The sequence below is a fragment of the Streptomyces griseoruber genome, from assembly GCF_001514205.1.
Lineage (GTDB): Bacteria > Actinomycetota > Actinomycetes > Streptomycetales > Streptomycetaceae > Streptomyces > Streptomyces griseoruber.
The window spans coordinates 78,953-93,520 of sequence record NZ_KQ948786.1; the positions used below are offsets into that span (position 1 = coordinate 78,953).

Below are 14,568 nucleotides of genomic sequence, written 5' to 3' on the forward strand. Positions count from 1 at the left end.
GTGGCCGATACTGGGACACATGGCTTACGACGATCTTCGTTCCCTGCTCAGGGCACTGGAGCGGGAAGGCGACCTCAAGCGCGTGAAAGCCGAGGTCGATCCGTATCTGGAGGTCGGGGAGATCGTCGACCGCGTCCAGAAGTCCGGCGGTCCCGCGCTTCTCTTCGAGAACGTGAAGGGCTCCTCGATGCCCCTCGCGATGAATGTCTTCGGCACCGACCGCCGCCTGTTGAAGGCGCTCGGGCTGAAGTCGTACGGCGAGATCAGCGAGAAGATCGGCGGACTGCTGCGGCCCGAGCTGCCGCACGGGTTCGTCGGCGTGCGCGAGGCGTTCGGCAAGCTCGGCGCGATGACCCACGTCCCGCCGAAGAAGGTGAAGTCCGGGGACGCCCCCGTCCAGGAAGTCGTCCTGCACGGCGACGACGTGGACCTGGAGCAGCTCCCCGCGCTCTTCACCTGGCCGCAGGACGGCGGCTCGTTCTTCAACCTCGGCCTCACCCACACCAAGGACCCGGAGTCCGGGATCCGCAACCTCGGGCTGTACCGGCTCCAGCGCCACGACCGGCGCACCATCGGTATGCACTGGCAGATCCACAAGGACAGCCGCAACCACTACCAGGTGGCGGCCCGGCGCGGTGAGCGGCTGCCGGTCGCGATCGCCTTCGGCTGCCCGCCCGCCGTGACGTACGCCTCCACCGCGCCGCTCCCCGGCGACATCGACGAGTACCTGTTCGCCGGGTTCCTCGCGGGCAGGCGGATCGAGATGGTCGACTGCAAGACCGTGCCGTTGCAGGTGCCGGCGCAGGCGGAGGTGGTGCTGGAGGGCTGGCTGGAGCCGGGCGAGATGCTCCCCGAGGGCCCCTTCGGCGACCACACCGGGTTCTACACCCCGCAGGAACCGTTCCCCGCGCTGACGATCGACTGCGTGACCATGCGGAAGCGCCCGCTGCTCCAGTCGATCGTCGTCGGCCGCCCGCCGACGGAGGACGGCCCGCTGGGGAAGGCCACGGAGCGCTTCTTCCTGCCCCTGCTGAAGATCATCGTCCCGGACATCGTGGACTACCACCTCCCCGAGGCGGGGGGCTTCCACAACTGCGCGATCGTGTCGATCGACAAGAAGTACCCCAAGCACGCGCAGAAGGTCATGCACGCCATCTGGGGCGCCCACATGATGTCCCTGACCAAGCTGATCGTGGTCGTCGACTCCGACTGCGACGTCCACGATCTGCACGAGGTCGCCTGGCGGGCCCTCGGCAACACGGACTACGCCCGTGACCTGAGCATCGTCGAAGGCCCCGTCGACCATCTCGACCACGCCTCCTACCAGCAGTTCTGGGGAGGCAAGGCGGGCATCGACGCGACGAAGAAGTGGCCCGAGGAGGGCTACACGCGCGACGGGGGCTGGCCGGACATGGTCCTGCCCGATCCCGACACGGCGGCGAAGGTCGACCGCCGCTGGAAGGAGTACGGCCTGTGAGCTCCGCCTCCGCAGCGCTCCCGCAGCCGGGACGCACCAAGGCCTTCCTGCGGCTGGTGATGATCGAGCACTCGGTCTTCGCGCTGCCCTTCGCCTACATCGCCGCGCTGACGGCGATGTTCCAGCTCGACAGGAACATCCACTGGGGGCGGCTGCTCCTGGTCACCGTCTGCATGGTGGGCCTGCGCACCTTCGCCATGGCGGTCAACCGGATCATCGACCGCGAGATCGACGCCCGCAACCCGCGCACGGCCCACCGTGAGCTGGTCACCGGCGCGATGTCGGTGAAGCACGCCTGGACCGGCGCGCTGATCGCGGTGGCCGTCTTCCTGGGCTCGGCGGCGATGCTGAACCCCCTGTGCCTCGCCCTGGCGCCGGTCGCCGTGATCCCGATGGTGGTCTACCCCTACGGGAAACGCTTCACGAACTTCCCGCAGGCCATCCTGGGGCTCGCCCAGGCGATGGGACCGGTCGGCGGCTGGCTGGCCGTCACCGGTGAGTGGTCCTGGGACGCGGTCGTCCTCGGTCTCGCCGTCGGCATCTGGATCGGCGGCTTCGACCTGATCTACGCCTGCCAGGACGTCGAGACCGACCGCGAGATCGGCGTGATGTCGGTCCCGGCCCGCTTCGGCATCCCGGCGGCCGTATGGGGCGCCCGCGCCTGTCACGCCGTCACCACGGCCCTGTTCGTCTGGTACGCGCTCGCCACCGGCGCCGGTGCCTTCTTCTGGCTCGGACTGGTGATCGTCGTCGGCGCCTTCGGTTACGAGCACACCATCGTGCGCCCCCATGACCTGTCCCGTCTGAACAGGGCGTTCTTCTCGACGAACGGTTTCATCGGGATCAGCCTGTTCGTCTGTGCGCTCGCCGACCTCCTGATGCGCGGGCTCACGGTGTAGTCCGGTCCTGAAGACCCTCCTGCTCACCGGTACGCTCAAGGTGTGAACGCAGGAGAAACGCAGCGCGTGCCTTGGATCGTGGGGGTGTCCGGGGCGTCCGGTACGCCGTATGCCGCCGCGGTGCTGCGGGCGCTGCTCGCCGGGGGCGAGAGCGTGGACCTGGTGGTCAGCCGGGCCTCGCGGCTCACGCTGCTCGACGAGACCGGGATCTCCTTCCGGGACGGGCACTGGCAGGAAGACCTGCGGGAATGGCTCGGGCGGGGGGCCGACGGCAAGCCGGGCACCTTCGACGCCGACGTCAGCGCGGTGCGGTACTGGGCCGCCGGGGACCTGGCCGCGGGGCCGTCCTCGGGGTCGTATCCCGCGAAAGGGATGATCATCGTCCCGGCCTCGACCGCGTGTGTCGCCGGGGTCGCGCTCGGGCTGTCCAAGGATCTGCTCCAGCGGGCCGCCTCCGTCACGCTCAAGGAACGCCGGACGCTCGTCGTCGCCGTACGGGAGACCCCGCTGAACGGGCAGACCCTGCGCCATCTGGTGACCCTGGACGACCTGGGCGCCGCCGTGGTCCCGGCCTCGCCCGCGTTCTACGCGGGCGCCACCCACATCCAGGACCTGGTCGACTTCGTCGCCGGACGGGTGCTGGACGCCGCGGGGGCCGCGCACGGGCTCTACCGCCGCTGGGAGGGCGAACTGGGCGGTGGATCCGGAACCCGGAACGCCTGAGCGTCATCTGAGCAAGTCGCAGCACCCCTCATCTCTTCGTCCCTTCATCTCTTCTCGTCTCTTCAGGAACTCTGATCGGAAGGCTTCGATTCGCATGGACGCGGTGGACAGGCAGCTCATCCAGGCCCTGCGGGAGAACGGCCGGGCCTCCTACGCGGAGCTGGGGCGCCTCGTCGGCCTGTCGGGACCCAGCGTCACCGACCGCATCAACCGGCTGGAGGCGGCCGGTGTCATCACCGGTTATCGCGCCACGGTGAACGCCGCCCAGCTCGGCCTCGGCGTCATCGCCCTCATCGGCATCTCCCTCTCCGACGCCGCCGACCACGAGGACGTGGCGAACCGGCTGCGGGACTTCGGCGAGATCGAGGACTGCTGGTTCATCGCCGGCGACGACTCGTTCATGCTCAAGGTGCGGGCGAACGACGTGGACGGGCTGGAGAAGATCATCCGGCGGCTGTCGGGGACCAAGGGGGTCTCCCGGACCCGTACCACCATCGTGCTCTCCACGAAGTGGGAGAACCGGGTCGGGGAGCTTCCCGAAGAGGTCTAGAGCCTTGGGCGTACGGTTGGTCAGTCGCTGGTCGAGGAAAGGTGTGGGCATGGACGTCGGGCTCAAGCGCGAGCTGGAGGAGAAGGTCGGGGCCGGTGAGCGGCTGACCCGCGAGGACGGCATCGCGCTGTACGAGTCGGACGACCTGGCGTGGCTCGGCGGCCTCGCCCACGAGGTGCGCACCCGCAAGAACGGCGACGTGGTGCACTTCAACGTCAACCGGCACCTCAACATGACCAACGTGTGCACCGCCTCCTGCGCCTACTGCTCCTTCCAGCGCAAGCCGGGCGAGAAGGACGCGTACACGATGCGCATCGAGGAGGCGGTGAAGCTCGCCAAGGCGATGGAGAGCGAGAACCTCACGGAACTCCACATCGTCAACGGCCTGCACCCGAACCTGCCGTGGCGCTACTACCCGCGCTCGCTGCGGGAGCTGAAGGCGGCCCTCCCGCACGTCTCCCTGAAGGCCTTCACGGCCACCGAGATCCACCACTTCGAGACGATCAGCGGTCTGTCGGCCTCGGAGATCCTCGACGAGCTGATCGACGCGGGGCTGGAGTCCCTCACCGGCGGCGGCGCGGAGATCTTCGACTGGGAGGTCCGGCAGCACATCGTGGACCACCGCACCCACTGGGAGGACTGGTCCCGCATCCACCGCCTGGCGCACGAGAAGGGTCTGAAGACCCCGTGCACCATGCTGTACGGCCACATCGAGGAGCCCCGCCACCGCGTGGACCATGTGCTGCGCCTGCGTGAGCTGCAGGACGAGACGAACGGCTTCCAGGTCTTCATCCCGCTGCGCTACCAGCACGACTTCGTGGACATGAAGGACGGCAAGGTCCGCAACCGGCTCCAGGCCCGCACCCAGATGGCGACCGGCGCGGAGGCCCTGAAGACCTTCGCGGTCTCCCGGTTGCTGTTCGACAACGTGCCGCACGTCAAGGTCTTCTGGGTCATGCACGGTGTCCAGACCGCGCAGCTCGCGCTCCAGCACGGCGCGGACGACATGGACGGCTCGGTCGTCGAGTACAAGATCACCCACGACGCCGACAACTACGGCACCCCCAACAAGCTGACCCGCGAGGACCTCCTCGACCTCATCCGCGACGCGGGCTTCCGCCCGGTGGAACGGAACACGCGCTACGAGATCATCCGCGAGTACGAGGGCCCGGACCCCCTGCGCCGGGAGTCGCCGCAGCCGATGCGGGTCTGAGACGCCGCGGGTTCGACACCCTGTTGAGGTCGGGGCGGGGTAATGACTACCCTGCCCCTATGGCCCTTACCTTCGTGCTCGATCCGGCCGTCACCCCCGCCCTCCGGGACGGCATCCTCGACCTGTGGGCCGACGTGTCCAACGCGGGTGGGGCCGTCGGCTTCGTGGCGCCGGTGGAGCGGGAGGAGATCCGGCCCGAGCTGGTGAAGCACCTCGTGGCGATGGCCGAGGGGCGGCACCGGCTGCTCGTCGGGCACGACGCGGCGGGACAGGTCGCCGCCACCGCCTTCTTCTGCTTCAACACCCACCGGCTCCAGACCCACTGGCTGTGGCTCTGCACGGTGATGGTGCACCCGCGCCACCAGGGCCGGGGACACGGCCGTGACCTGCTGACGGCGGCCGCCGACGCGGCCCGCGGCTTCGACGGCATCGACGCGATCCGGCTCGGCTGCCGGGGCGGACTCGGCCTGGAGCGGTTCTACGGCTCCTGCGGCTACAAGGAGGTCGGCCGGGTCCCCGGTGCCATCCGGGTCGCCCCCGACGACGACCGCGACGACATCACCATGCTGCTGCCGCTCACCTGACCGCCCGCACCCCGTTGCAAGATCGGGAGCCCGGCGTGCTTCACTGGACGACGGCCCTTTTTGGAGAAGGAAGAGTGGATTGAGATGCTCCGCTACACGCTGATGCGCCTCGGCGTCTTCGCCGGCAGCCTCCTGGCCGTCTGGGGCCTGGTCTACTTCGGTGTCCTGCCGCGCGGCCTCGGCGACTCCAACGGCATGTGGATCGTCCTGCTCGCGCTGGTCGTCTCCGCCCCCATCAGCTTCGTCGTCCTGCGCAAGGAGCGCGACCGCGCCTCGGTGAGCGTCGTGCAGCGGGTGGACCGGATGAAGGCCAACCTGGAGGCCAACCGCTCCCAGGAGGACGAGGCGGTCGACGCGGCCGAGGCCCAGGCCCAGAGCCAGCCCTCCTGACCGAGTTCACTCCCGCCCGGTCCAACTAGGCTGGTCCCATGGGTGCCGTGAAGACCAAACGGATGCCACGCGCGGTCCGTGAGCAGCAGATGCTGGACGCCGCCGTGGAGATCTTCGGGCAGCGGGGGTACATGGCCGCGTCCATGGACGAGATCGCCGAACTGGCGGGCGTCTCCAAGCCGTTGGTGTACCTGTACCTGAACTCCAAGGAAGACCTCTTCACCGCCTGCATCCGCCGCGAGGCGAGCGCGCTGGTGGACGCGGTGCGCTCGGGCGTCCGTACCGATCTGCCGGCCGACCGCCGGCTCTGGGACGGTCTGCTGGCGTTCTTCGCCCACACCGCCGCCCATCCGCACGCCTGGTCCGTCGTGCACCTCCAGGCCCGCACCCACGGTGAGACCTTCGCCGCCGAGGCCGCCGCGATGCGCGAGGAGATCGTCGCGTTCGTCACCCACCTCATAGCCGTGGGGGCCCGTGAGGCGCACCGTGACCCCGACCTGCCCGAGCGGGAGGTCGCCGGGCTCGCCGAGGCGCTCGTCGGCGCGGCGGAGTCGCTCGCCGTCTGGGCCAACGCCACCGAGGGCGTCACGGCCCGGCAGGCGGCGGCCACCCTGATGAACTTCGCGTGGGCGGGACTGGGCGATCTGACGCAGGGACGGTCCTGGTCCCCGCCGCCCGCCGCCGACGACGTGGGACACGCATGACACTTGTCATGCAGGACGCAGGACTCCCGGCACTGGGCCGCCCCGACCCGCCGCTCCTACCGTTCTTCCCATGACGAAGCCCAGCGCGGACCAGACGCAGAAGACCGACATCAAGATCAGCCTCATCGGCGGTCACCGGCTCGACGGCGCCACCCTCCACGAGCGCACCCTCACCGTCTCCCTCGTCGGCGGAGCCGATGTCGACCTGACGGACGTGGAGATCCCGGACGGCGCCGAGCTGCGGATCACCAAGCTGAGCCTCATCGGCGGCGTCTCCCTCAAGGTCCGCCCCGACGTCCGGGTCGAGGTCCGCGGCCTGCGCCTCGGCGGCGTCCGTGACACGGGCCCCACCGAGCCGGGCGGCCCCACCGTCCGCATCGACGCCTGGGGCCTGGTCGGCGGCGTCTCGGTCCACCGCCCCTGACCCGCCCCTGGACCCGCCCTTCCCGGGCCTGCGGCCCTTCTCGTCCAGGCCGTGGCGGTGGAGGATCGGGAGGAGGTACGGGCCTCGACAGCGGCTGTCCGCCGGAAAGTTCACCCGCCTCCTCGGGGCGTGAGCGGGTTCCGCGGGTCGGCTCGGGGCGTGAGCGGGTTCCGCCCGTCCGCTCAGAACGTGAGCCGGTCCACCCGTCCGCTCACATGGAGCCGCGCCGCCGCCTCTCCCGTCCCGCGCAGCTCGAACCGTACGCCGTCCGAGGCGAACGCCACCGTGCCCGGCAGCAGCACCGGCGCCCGGAACTCCGCCCGGGTCCGTACGGCCGGCGGGGTGCCGTGGGCGGCGAGGCAGCGGGCGACGGTCCACATGCCGTGGGCGATGGCGCGGGGGAAGCCGAAGAGGCGGGCGGTGAGCGGGTGGAGGTGGATGGGGTTGCGGTCGCCGGAGGCGGCCCCGTAGCGCCGGCCGACGTCGGCGGCGAGCCGCCACTCGTCGAGGAGGGGGAGCGGCGCGGCCTCCGGTTCCTCCGGCGCGGGCGCCGGCTCACGCTCGGTGCGGTGCCGTGCCAGATACGTGCTGGTCGACTCCCATACGACGGCGTCCGCCTCCCGCAGCCGCGTCACCACGAACGCCTCCGTGCCGCGCCGGTGCGGTGTCAACCGGTCGATGTACACGGAGAGTTCGTACGTCCCGGCGGCGGTGAGCGGCCGGTAGCGGGTGATGTCGACCGAGGTGTGGACGAGGCCGAGCAGCGGGAGCGGGAAGTCCCGGCCGCTCATGAGGCTCATGGCCAGCGGGAAGCCCAGCACATGCGGGTAGGTGAGGGGCAGGGCGTCCTCGCCGGTGGGGAAGCCGCACACCCGCTCGTAGGCCGCCAGCCGGGGCAGGTCGGCCCGCAGTCCGGGCAGGACCAGCCGGGTGCCGGTGAAGTCCGCGCCGGGCCGCGGCCGTTTGAACGGCGAGCGCAGGGCGCCGCGCGCCAGCAGCGGGACGAGGGCGGGGGAGGAGGAGAGGGTCGTCACCGCTGTCATCACGCCCCCAGCAGGCTCTGGCCGCACACCCGTACGACCTGTCCGTTGACCGCGCCCGACGCCGGGTGCGCGAGCCAGGCGGTGGTCTCGGCGACATCGGCGGGCAGCCCCCCTTGCGCGAGGGAGTTCATCCGGCGCCCCGCCTCCCGGATGAACAGCGGCACCGCGGCCGTCATCTTCGTCTCGATGAAGCCGGGGGCGACCGCGTTCACCGTCACCCCGTGCCCGGTGAGCGCGCGCGGGGCGAGGGCGCGGACCAGCCCGGCCACGCCCGCCTTGCTCGCACCGTAGTTCGTCTGCCCCGCGTTGCCCGCGAGCCCGGCGATGGAGGCGGTCGCCACGATCCGCCCGCCCGGCCGGAGCGTGCCCTTGGCGAGCAGCGCGTCGGTGGTGCGCAGCACGCTCGCGAGGTTGACGTCCAGGACCGAACTCCAGCGCTCGGCGGACATGTTGACCAGTCGGCGGTCGCGGGTGACGCCCGCGTTGTGGATCAGCAGGTCGAGCCCGTCGGGGAGTTCGGCGGCGATCCGCTCGCCCGCGTCGGCGGCGGTGATGTCGAGCGTGAGGGCCCGTCCGCCCAGCCGTTCGGCGACCCGCCGGGCATCCGGCCCGGCCTGGGGGACGTCGAGTACGACGACCTCGGCGCCGTCCCTGGCCAGGGTCTCGGCGACGGCCTCGCCGATGCCGCGCGCGGCGCCGGTGACGAGGGCGGTGCGGCCGGTGAGGGGGCGGTCCGCGAAGTCGTGGTCGGCCCGCTGCCCCGCGCCGACCCCGATGACCTGGCCGCTGACGTAGGCCGACTTGGGGGAGAGGAGGAAGCGCAGGGTGGACTCGGCGGCGGCCGCGTCGGTGAGCCGTACCAGATTCACGGTCCGGCCGCGGCCGATCTCCTTGCCGAGGGAGCGGATGAATCCCTCCAGGGCCTGCTGCACGGCCGCCCGGTGGTGGTCGTCGTCGGCGTCGAGGGGGGAGCCGAGGACCACGATCCGGCCGCTCGCCGCGACCGACCGGACCACCGGGTGCAGGGCCGCGTGCACCTCGGCGAGGGTCTCGACGTCCCGGACCCCGGTGGCGTCCAGGACGACGGCGGCGGGGTCGGCGCTGCCGAGGGGGAGGCCGGTGCGGGCGAGGACCGGAGTGAGGCCGAGGGCGGACGTTCCGGCCGTAAGGTGAAGCAAGTTGCCTGTGAGGAACGGGTGTTCGGGGGACCAGCGCCTGAGCGCCGCCGGCTGCGGAAGGCCGAGCCGTCGGGTGAGGAGACGGCCGGGTGCGGTGGCGGTGAAACTCAGATAGCGGTCGGCCATGTTCGTCTCGTCTCCCACGGGCTCGGCTGACTGAAAAAGTTGCTTACTCCGGAGTAAGGTTACCCGGGGTAAGTTTAGGTCAAGGGTGAGGAGCAGGTCGAGATGAGTACCTCGGAGCCGTCGCGGGCGAGTACCCCGGAGCCGTCGAAGGTGACCTATCTGAGAGGCGCGCGGAAGCCCGCCTTCGAACCCCCGCGCGCCCGCCGCGTCGCGGTCATCGGCGGCAGCCGGACCCCCTTCGCCCGCTCCGACGGCCCGTACGCCACCGCCTCCAACCAGGAGATGCTCACGGCGGCGGTCAACGGCCTCGCCACCCGCTACGGGCTCGACGTGCCCGGGGTCGTCGGCGAGGTCGTCGCCGGTGCCGTCCTCAAGCACAGCCGCGACTTCAACCTCACCCGCGAGACCGTCCTCGGTTCCAAGCTCGACCCGCGCACCCCCGCCTACGACATCCAGCAGGCCTGCGGCACCGGCCTCCAGGCCGTCATCGCCGCCGCCAACAAGATCGCCCTCGGCCAGACCGATTCGGCCGTCGCGGGCGGCGCCGACACCGCGAGCGACGCCCCGCTCGGCGTCAACGACTCACTCCGCCGGATCCTGCTCCAGGCCCGCCGCGCCAGGACGACGGCCGGCCGGCTCAAGGCCCTCGCCCGGATCCGCCCCTCCCACCTGGCCCCCGACGTCCCGCGCAACGCCGAACCGCGCACCGGCCTGTCCATGGGCGAGCACGCGGCGGTCACCGCCCGCGCCTGGGGCATCGAGCGCGAGGCCCAGGACGAACTGGCGGCGGCCAGCCACCAGCGGCTGGCCGCCGCGTACGAACGGGGCTTCTTCGGCGACCTGGTCGTCCCCTTCCGCGACCTGACCCGCGACCAGAACCTGCGCCCGGACTCCACCGTGGAGAAACTCGCCACGCTGAAGCCGGTGTTCGGCACCGACGGCCCCAACCCGACGATGACGGCGGGCAATTCGACCCCCCTCACCGACGGCGCGGCGGTCGTCCTCCTCGCCTCCGAGGAATGGGCCGAGGTCCGGGGCCTGGAACCGCTCGCCTACCTCACCGTGTACGAGACGGCGGCCGTCGACTTCGTCCACGGCGATGTCGGCAAGGGCGAGGACGGGCTGCTGATGGCCCCCGCCCACGCCGTGCCGCGCATGCTGGAGCGGGCCGGCCTCGGCATCGAGGACTTCGACCTGGTGGAGATCCACGAGGCCTTCGCCTCCCAGGTGCTGGCCACGCTCGCCGCCTGGGAGAAGCAGGGCCTGGCCCCGGTGGACCGCGACAAGCTCAACGTCACCGGCTCCTCCCTCGCCACCGGCCACCCCTTCGCCGCCACCGGCGCCCGGATCGTCGCGACCCTGGCCAAGCTGCTCGCGGAACGGGGCGTTCCGGGGCGGGGGCTGATCTCGGTCTGCGCGGCGGGCGGCCAGGGGGTGACCGCGGTACTGGAACGCCCCTGATCTCCCCCTGACCAGGGTCAGGGGCGAACCTGAGTCCCTGTCACATAGTCTCCGAGATTGCACAGCCCTGACCCCGGATCATCCCCGAACCCGCACAAGCCCCCCACGCCAACGCCGTACGATCCCCTACCTAACCGCCGGTAACCCCATTCTTCGGGGCCATCCCGGTGAACGCCTCCATACCCGAGGCACGTACGTCTTTGCAGCAAGCAGTTCTTTAGCGCTGCACGCCAAGGGAGCCGCCCGTGTCCACGCCCTACGCCACCTCGACCGACTTCGCCGACGCTCCCCCCGCCCTCGTGGAACCCGAGACGCGCCGGCTGGACGGTCATGTACGCGAGGCCGCCGTACCGGCGTTCGCCCAGCCGGTCACCCACGGCTCCCTCGGCGACCTGCCCTACGACAACGCCGCCGCCGTCCCGCAGGCGGTGGTCCTCAGCCGCAAGGAGCAGGACGCCACCTGGACCGACATCACGGCGGAACGCTTCGCCGACCAGGTGCACGCGGTGGCCAAGGGGCTGATCGCGGAAGGGCTGATGCCGGGCGACCGGATCGCCATCATGGCCCGTACGACGTACGAGTGGACGCTGCTCGACTTCGCCGCCTGGGCGGCCGGACTGGTCACCGTCCCCATCTACCCCACCTCCTCCGTCTTCCAGACCCGCTGGATCCTCCAGGACTCCGGCGCGGTCGCCCTGGTCACCGAGACCCTCGGCCAGGCCGCCGCCCTCGGCCCCGAGCGCGACCGGCTGCCCGACCTCCAGCACATGTGGGTCATGGAGAAGGGCCATGTGGAGCGCCTCGCCGAGGCCGGTGTCCATGTCCCCGACGGCGAAGTGGCGGTACGGCGCGGGGTGCTGGGCCCCGACACCCTCGCCACCCTCATCTACACCTCCGGCACCACCGGCCGCCCCAAGGGCTGCGCGCTCACCCACGGCAATTTCTTCGCCGAGGTCGACAACGCGATCGAACTCCTCTACCCAATCTTCAAGTCGAAGGGCGACTCCCGGGGCGAGGACCTCTCCGTCCTCCTCTTCCTCCCCATGTCCCATGTCTTCGGCCGGATGGTGGCGATCGCCTGCATCCGGGCCCGGGTCCGCCTCGGCCACGCCCCGAGCCTGAAGGCCGACGACCTCCTCCCGGACCTGGCCGCCTTCAGACCCACCTGCCTCCTCTCCATCCCCTACATGCTGGAGAAGGTCTTCAACACGGCCCGCGCGAAGGCCGAGGCGGGCGGCCGCCTCACCACCTTCGACCGGGCCGTCTCCGTCGCCCGCCGCTACGGCGAGGCCGTCGAGGCCCAGAAGACCGGCACCGGCTCCGGCCCCGGCGCCACCCTGCGCGCCGCCCGCACCTTCTACGACCCGCTGGTCTACCGCCGGATCCGCAACGCCATGGGCGGCCGGGTCCGCCACGCCATCTGCGGCGGCTCCCCGCTGGGCCGCCGCCTGTCCTCCTTCTACCTGGGCGCGGGGATCGAGATCTACGAGGGCTACGGCCTCACGGAGACGACCGGCGCGTCCACGGTCACACCCCCCCTGAAACCCCGCCTGGGCACGGTCGGCTGGCCGCTGCCCGGCACGAAGATCCGGATAGCCGCCGACGGCGAGATCCTCATCGCCGGCGACCACGTCCTGCGCGGCTACTGGGACCCGGCGGCGGGCGGAGTCGTCCCCGCCGCCCCCGACGGCTGGCTGCCGACCGGCGACCTCGGCGAACTGGACGACGAGGGCTACTTGACCATCACCGGCCGCAAGAAGGAAATGATCATCACGGCGGGCGGCAAGAGCGTGGCCCCCGCCCCCCTGGAGAACTGGCTCCGCTCCCACCCCCTGATCTCCCAGGCCCTGGTCCTCGGCGACGACCGCCCCTATGTCTCCGCCCTGCTCACCCTCGACCCCGACGGCCTCACCCACTGGCGCAACATGAACGGCAAGCACCCGGTTCCGGTGGAGCTGCTGATCGGCGACGAGGAGCTGAACGCGGTGCTCCAGCGGGCGATCGACGACGCCAACAAACTCGTCTCCAGACCGGAGTCCATCCGGCGCTTCACCGTCCTGCCGGGGGACTTCACGGAGAGGGCGGGCCACCTCACCCCCTCGATGAAACTCCGCCGCGAGACGATCCTGCGGGACTTCTCGGAGGAGGTGGAGGGGCTGTACGCGCAGTAGCTCCGTCGGGGGGACCCGGAGGCGGAGGCGCGGTCACAGGAGGACCTCCGCGAGCCCGTCCACGAACGCGTTGAGGCGGTCGAGGTACGGCCCGCCGCGCGCCACCCGGAACCCGTGCCGCCGCCCGTGGAACGCGGCCCGTACGACATGGAAGTGCGCCCAGCGCCCGACCCGCTCCCGGTCCAGCCCGGCGGCCTCGGAGAAGACGTCCAGGACCCGGAGCGCGGCCTTGCCGACGTCAGCGCGGTCGTCGAGGGAGATCAGCCGCAGCCCGAGCGCCTTGAGGAGCGTCCCTCCGTCGTACGCCGGATCCCCCGCCCACCCCTTCGGATCGACGGCGAGCCAGGGTTCGCGCTCGGCGCGCAGGATGTTCCGCGCGTGCAGATCACCGTGCACCACGAGCCTTGGCTGCTCCGGCCCCAGCTCCCGTACGGTGGCCAGCGCGGCCCCGAAGGACCGCTCGGCGACCCCGTGCGCCAACTCGACGCGATCCAGCCGCAGTTCCTCCTCCCACCCGGCAGCCATGTCCCGTATCCGAGGCAGCCCGCCGGGCGCGGCAACGGCAAGCCGCCGACTGACCGTCCCCGCGACGGCGGCGACCTCGTCCGTGTCCTCCACCTCGGCGAGAGACTCCGCCCGAACCCGCTCCAGCAACATGGCGAACCGCGCGTCGTCCCGCGCCAGCAGCCGCACGGCACCGCGTCCGCCCCAGACGGCGAAGGCGTCGGGCTCATGGACGTTCCCGGGATGCGGATACGACACCTTGATCACGGCGGGCCCGTGCGCGGGCGTCATGACGGGTACGACGATCCCGACCCCGCCGTGGAGGACGTCCCCGTCGGGCACACAGCCCCACGCGTCGGCCAGCTCCCGGAGGATGCCGGGGAGTTCGCCGAGCCAGCGGGCGCCGTGGTCTCCCTCCCGGTCGATGGTCGTGCGGACGAAAGTTTCCGGCAATAAATCAGGAAAGATCATTGACGGTCGCCTTCGGTCGGGGTGGGATCGGGCGGCTGAGGAGGACAGTTGAAGACCACCGTTTCACAGAGAACAGCGCTCGTCGTCGCGGCCGGCGTCATGGGCGCGGCGACCCTCGCCACCCCGGCCACCGCCGCCACGGCCACCTACGACTGCCGCTACGGGGCGGTCACGGCGACCGACCTCGCCGGATCGGCCGTCCCGACCACCCGGCGCACAGGGGTGGCCCTGCACGCCAGGATCCGGGTGCACAACACCGAGAACGTGAAACTGACCAGGGCGACCTACGTCTTCGCCCTCGGCAACCTCATGAAGAACCGGGGCCCGGCACCCCTCGTCCAGTGGCGCGTCGGCACGGGGCACTGGCACAAGGCGAGCCTGCACTGGAACAGCAGGACGAACGGCTCGCTGCCGCTGTGGAACTCCACGGCCCTGTCCCTCGGCACGATCCCGGCCAAGGGCAATGTCGTCACGTCGCTGTCGGTGACCTTCCCCAGGAAGTCGGTCAAGGCCGTCTACTACGACTTCCTCGACTTCCACAGCGTCGGCTGCGGCACCACCCGCCTGAACTGGTACACCGGGAACGGCTTCTCCTACTGGCCGCTGACGGGCACGCCTGGCCGACCGGTGTAGCGCTCGGCGAGCGCGTG

The 14,568-nt window shown here is 71.2% G+C and carries 15 protein-coding genes; 12 read left to right on the forward strand and 3 right to left on the reverse strand.

What is annotated here, in order from left to right; genetic code table 11:
• Window positions 1–19: 19 nt before the first annotated feature.
• The 9 genes from AQJ64_RS40970 to AQJ64_RS41010 all read left to right on the forward strand — a co-directional run bounded on the left by AQJ64_RS40970 (window position 20) and on the right by AQJ64_RS41010 (window position 6,964).
• Window positions 20–1,477, forward strand: a complete 1,458-nt coding sequence (locus tag AQJ64_RS40970) for a menaquinone biosynthesis decarboxylase (protein WP_055637797.1) — start codon at window positions 20–22, stop codon at window positions 1,475–1,477.
• On the forward strand, window positions 1,474–2,376 hold the full coding sequence (mqnP, locus tag AQJ64_RS40975) for a menaquinone biosynthesis prenyltransferase MqnP (protein WP_055637798.1): 903 nt from the start codon (window positions 1,474–1,476) through the stop codon (window positions 2,374–2,376). Before AQJ64_RS40970 ends, mqnP begins: the two co-directional genes overlap by 4 nt.
• Window positions 2,377–2,442: 66 nt before the next feature.
• Entirely contained in the window at window positions 2,443–3,099 is a 657-nt protein-coding gene (locus AQJ64_RS40980) for a UbiX family flavin prenyltransferase (protein WP_055637799.1), read from the forward strand.
• 94 nt (window positions 3,100–3,193) lie between these two features.
• Window positions 3,194–3,649, forward strand: coding sequence for an Lrp/AsnC family transcriptional regulator (locus tag AQJ64_RS40985; protein ID WP_055637800.1), 456 nt, complete (start codon window positions 3,194–3,196; stop codon window positions 3,647–3,649).
• A 49-nt stretch (window positions 3,650–3,698) separates the two neighbouring features.
• Window positions 3,699–4,862: an aminofutalosine synthase MqnE gene (mqnE, locus tag AQJ64_RS40990; protein ID WP_055637801.1), complete on the forward strand. Its 1,164-nt coding sequence runs from the start codon at window positions 3,699–3,701 to the stop codon at window positions 4,860–4,862.
• A 59-nt stretch (window positions 4,863–4,921) separates the two neighbouring features.
• Entirely contained in the window at window positions 4,922–5,446 is a 525-nt protein-coding gene (locus AQJ64_RS40995) for a GNAT family N-acetyltransferase (protein ID WP_055637802.1), read from the forward strand.
• Window positions 5,447–5,530: 84 nt separating this feature from the next.
• The gene (locus AQJ64_RS41000) at window positions 5,531–5,836 is read left to right on the forward strand and encodes a DUF4229 domain-containing protein (RefSeq protein ID WP_055637803.1); all 306 of its coding nucleotides are present in this window, start codon (window positions 5,531–5,533) and stop codon (window positions 5,834–5,836) included.
• 38 nt (window positions 5,837–5,874) lie between these two features.
• A complete protein-coding gene (locus tag AQJ64_RS41005; RefSeq protein WP_055637804.1) occupies window positions 5,875–6,540 on the forward strand; it encodes a TetR/AcrR family transcriptional regulator in 666 nt (221 codons plus the stop codon).
• Window positions 6,541–6,610: 70 nt separating this feature from the next.
• Window positions 6,611–6,964 (forward strand): hypothetical protein, encoded by a 354-nt coding sequence (locus AQJ64_RS41010; protein WP_055637805.1) that lies wholly within the window; start codon window positions 6,611–6,613, stop codon window positions 6,962–6,964.
• Window positions 6,965–7,146: 182 nt separating this feature from the next.
• Here the strand turns inward: AQJ64_RS41010 and AQJ64_RS41015 are convergent, their stop codons facing one another.
• Complete coding sequence (locus AQJ64_RS41015) at window positions 7,147–8,007, reverse strand: MaoC family dehydratase (RefSeq protein ID WP_055637806.1); 861 nt, start codon at window positions 8,005–8,007, stop codon at window positions 7,147–7,149.
• Window positions 8,007–9,311, reverse strand: coding sequence for a 3-oxoacyl-ACP reductase (locus tag AQJ64_RS41020; protein WP_055637807.1), 1,305 nt, complete (start codon window positions 9,309–9,311; stop codon window positions 8,007–8,009). Before AQJ64_RS41020 ends, AQJ64_RS41015 begins: the two co-directional genes overlap by 1 nt.
• 102 nt (window positions 9,312–9,413) lie before the next feature.
• On the opposite strand from AQJ64_RS41020, the gene AQJ64_RS41025 reads away from it, so the two are divergent.
• Together AQJ64_RS41025 and AQJ64_RS41030 are read left to right on the forward strand one after the other, a co-directional pair.
• Window positions 9,414–10,772 carry an acetyl-CoA C-acetyltransferase gene (locus tag AQJ64_RS41025; RefSeq protein WP_079062243.1) on the forward strand — a complete coding sequence of 453 codons (1,359 nt, stop codon included), beginning with the start codon at window positions 9,414–9,416 and terminating at the stop codon, window positions 10,770–10,772.
• 245 nt (window positions 10,773–11,017) lie between these two features.
• Complete coding sequence (locus tag AQJ64_RS41030) at window positions 11,018–12,943, forward strand: AMP-dependent synthetase/ligase (protein ID WP_059203470.1); 1,926 nt, start codon at window positions 11,018–11,020, stop codon at window positions 12,941–12,943.
• 33 nt (window positions 12,944–12,976) lie between these two features.
• On the opposite strand, the gene AQJ64_RS41035 is transcribed toward AQJ64_RS41030, so the two are convergent.
• Window positions 12,977–13,918 carry an aminoglycoside phosphotransferase family protein gene (locus tag AQJ64_RS41035; RefSeq protein WP_055632815.1) on the reverse strand — a complete coding sequence of 314 codons (942 nt, stop codon included), beginning with the start codon at window positions 13,916–13,918 and terminating at the stop codon, window positions 12,977–12,979.
• Window positions 13,919–13,966: 48 nt separating this feature from the next.
• Here AQJ64_RS41035 and AQJ64_RS41040 point away from each other — a divergent pair, with 48 nt between their 5' ends.
• A complete protein-coding gene (locus tag AQJ64_RS41040) occupies window positions 13,967–14,551 on the forward strand; it encodes a hypothetical protein (RefSeq protein ID WP_055632814.1) in 585 nt (194 codons plus the stop codon).
• Window positions 14,552–14,568 lie beyond the last annotated feature (17 nt).

Bases quoted from the DNA above. Each gene is read 5' to 3' on its own strand.
- AQJ64_RS40970 (WP_055637797.1), top strand. From the start codon at position 20: ATGGCTTACGACGATCTTCGTTCCCTGCTCAGGGCACTGGAGCGGGAA.
- AQJ64_RS40985 (WP_055637800.1), top strand. From the start codon at position 3,194: ATGGACGCGGTGGACAGGCAGCTCATCCAGGCCCTGCGGGAGAACGGC.
- mqnE (WP_055637801.1), top strand. From the start codon at position 3,699: ATGGACGTCGGGCTCAAGCGCGAGCTGGAGGAGAAGGTCGGGGCCGGT.
- AQJ64_RS40995 (WP_055637802.1), top strand. From the start codon at position 4,922: ATGGCCCTTACCTTCGTGCTCGATCCGGCCGTCACCCCCGCCCTCCGG.
- AQJ64_RS41000 (WP_055637803.1), top strand. From the start codon at position 5,531: ATGCTCCGCTACACGCTGATGCGCCTCGGCGTCTTCGCCGGCAGCCTC.
- AQJ64_RS41005 (WP_055637804.1), top strand. From the start codon at position 5,875: ATGGGTGCCGTGAAGACCAAACGGATGCCACGCGCGGTCCGTGAGCAG.
- AQJ64_RS41010 (WP_055637805.1), top strand. From the start codon at position 6,611: ATGACGAAGCCCAGCGCGGACCAGACGCAGAAGACCGACATCAAGATC.
- AQJ64_RS41015 (WP_055637806.1), bottom strand. From the start codon at position 8,007: ATGACAGCGGTGACGACCCTCTCCTCCTCCCCCGCCCTCGTCCCGCTG.
- AQJ64_RS41020 (WP_055637807.1), bottom strand. From the start codon at position 9,311: ATGGCCGACCGCTATCTGAGTTTCACCGCCACCGCACCCGGCCGTCTC.
- AQJ64_RS41025 (WP_079062243.1), top strand. From the start codon at position 9,414: ATGAGTACCTCGGAGCCGTCGCGGGCGAGTACCCCGGAGCCGTCGAAG.
- AQJ64_RS41035 (WP_055632815.1), bottom strand. From the start codon at position 13,918: ATGATCTTTCCTGATTTATTGCCGGAAACTTTCGTCCGCACGACCATC.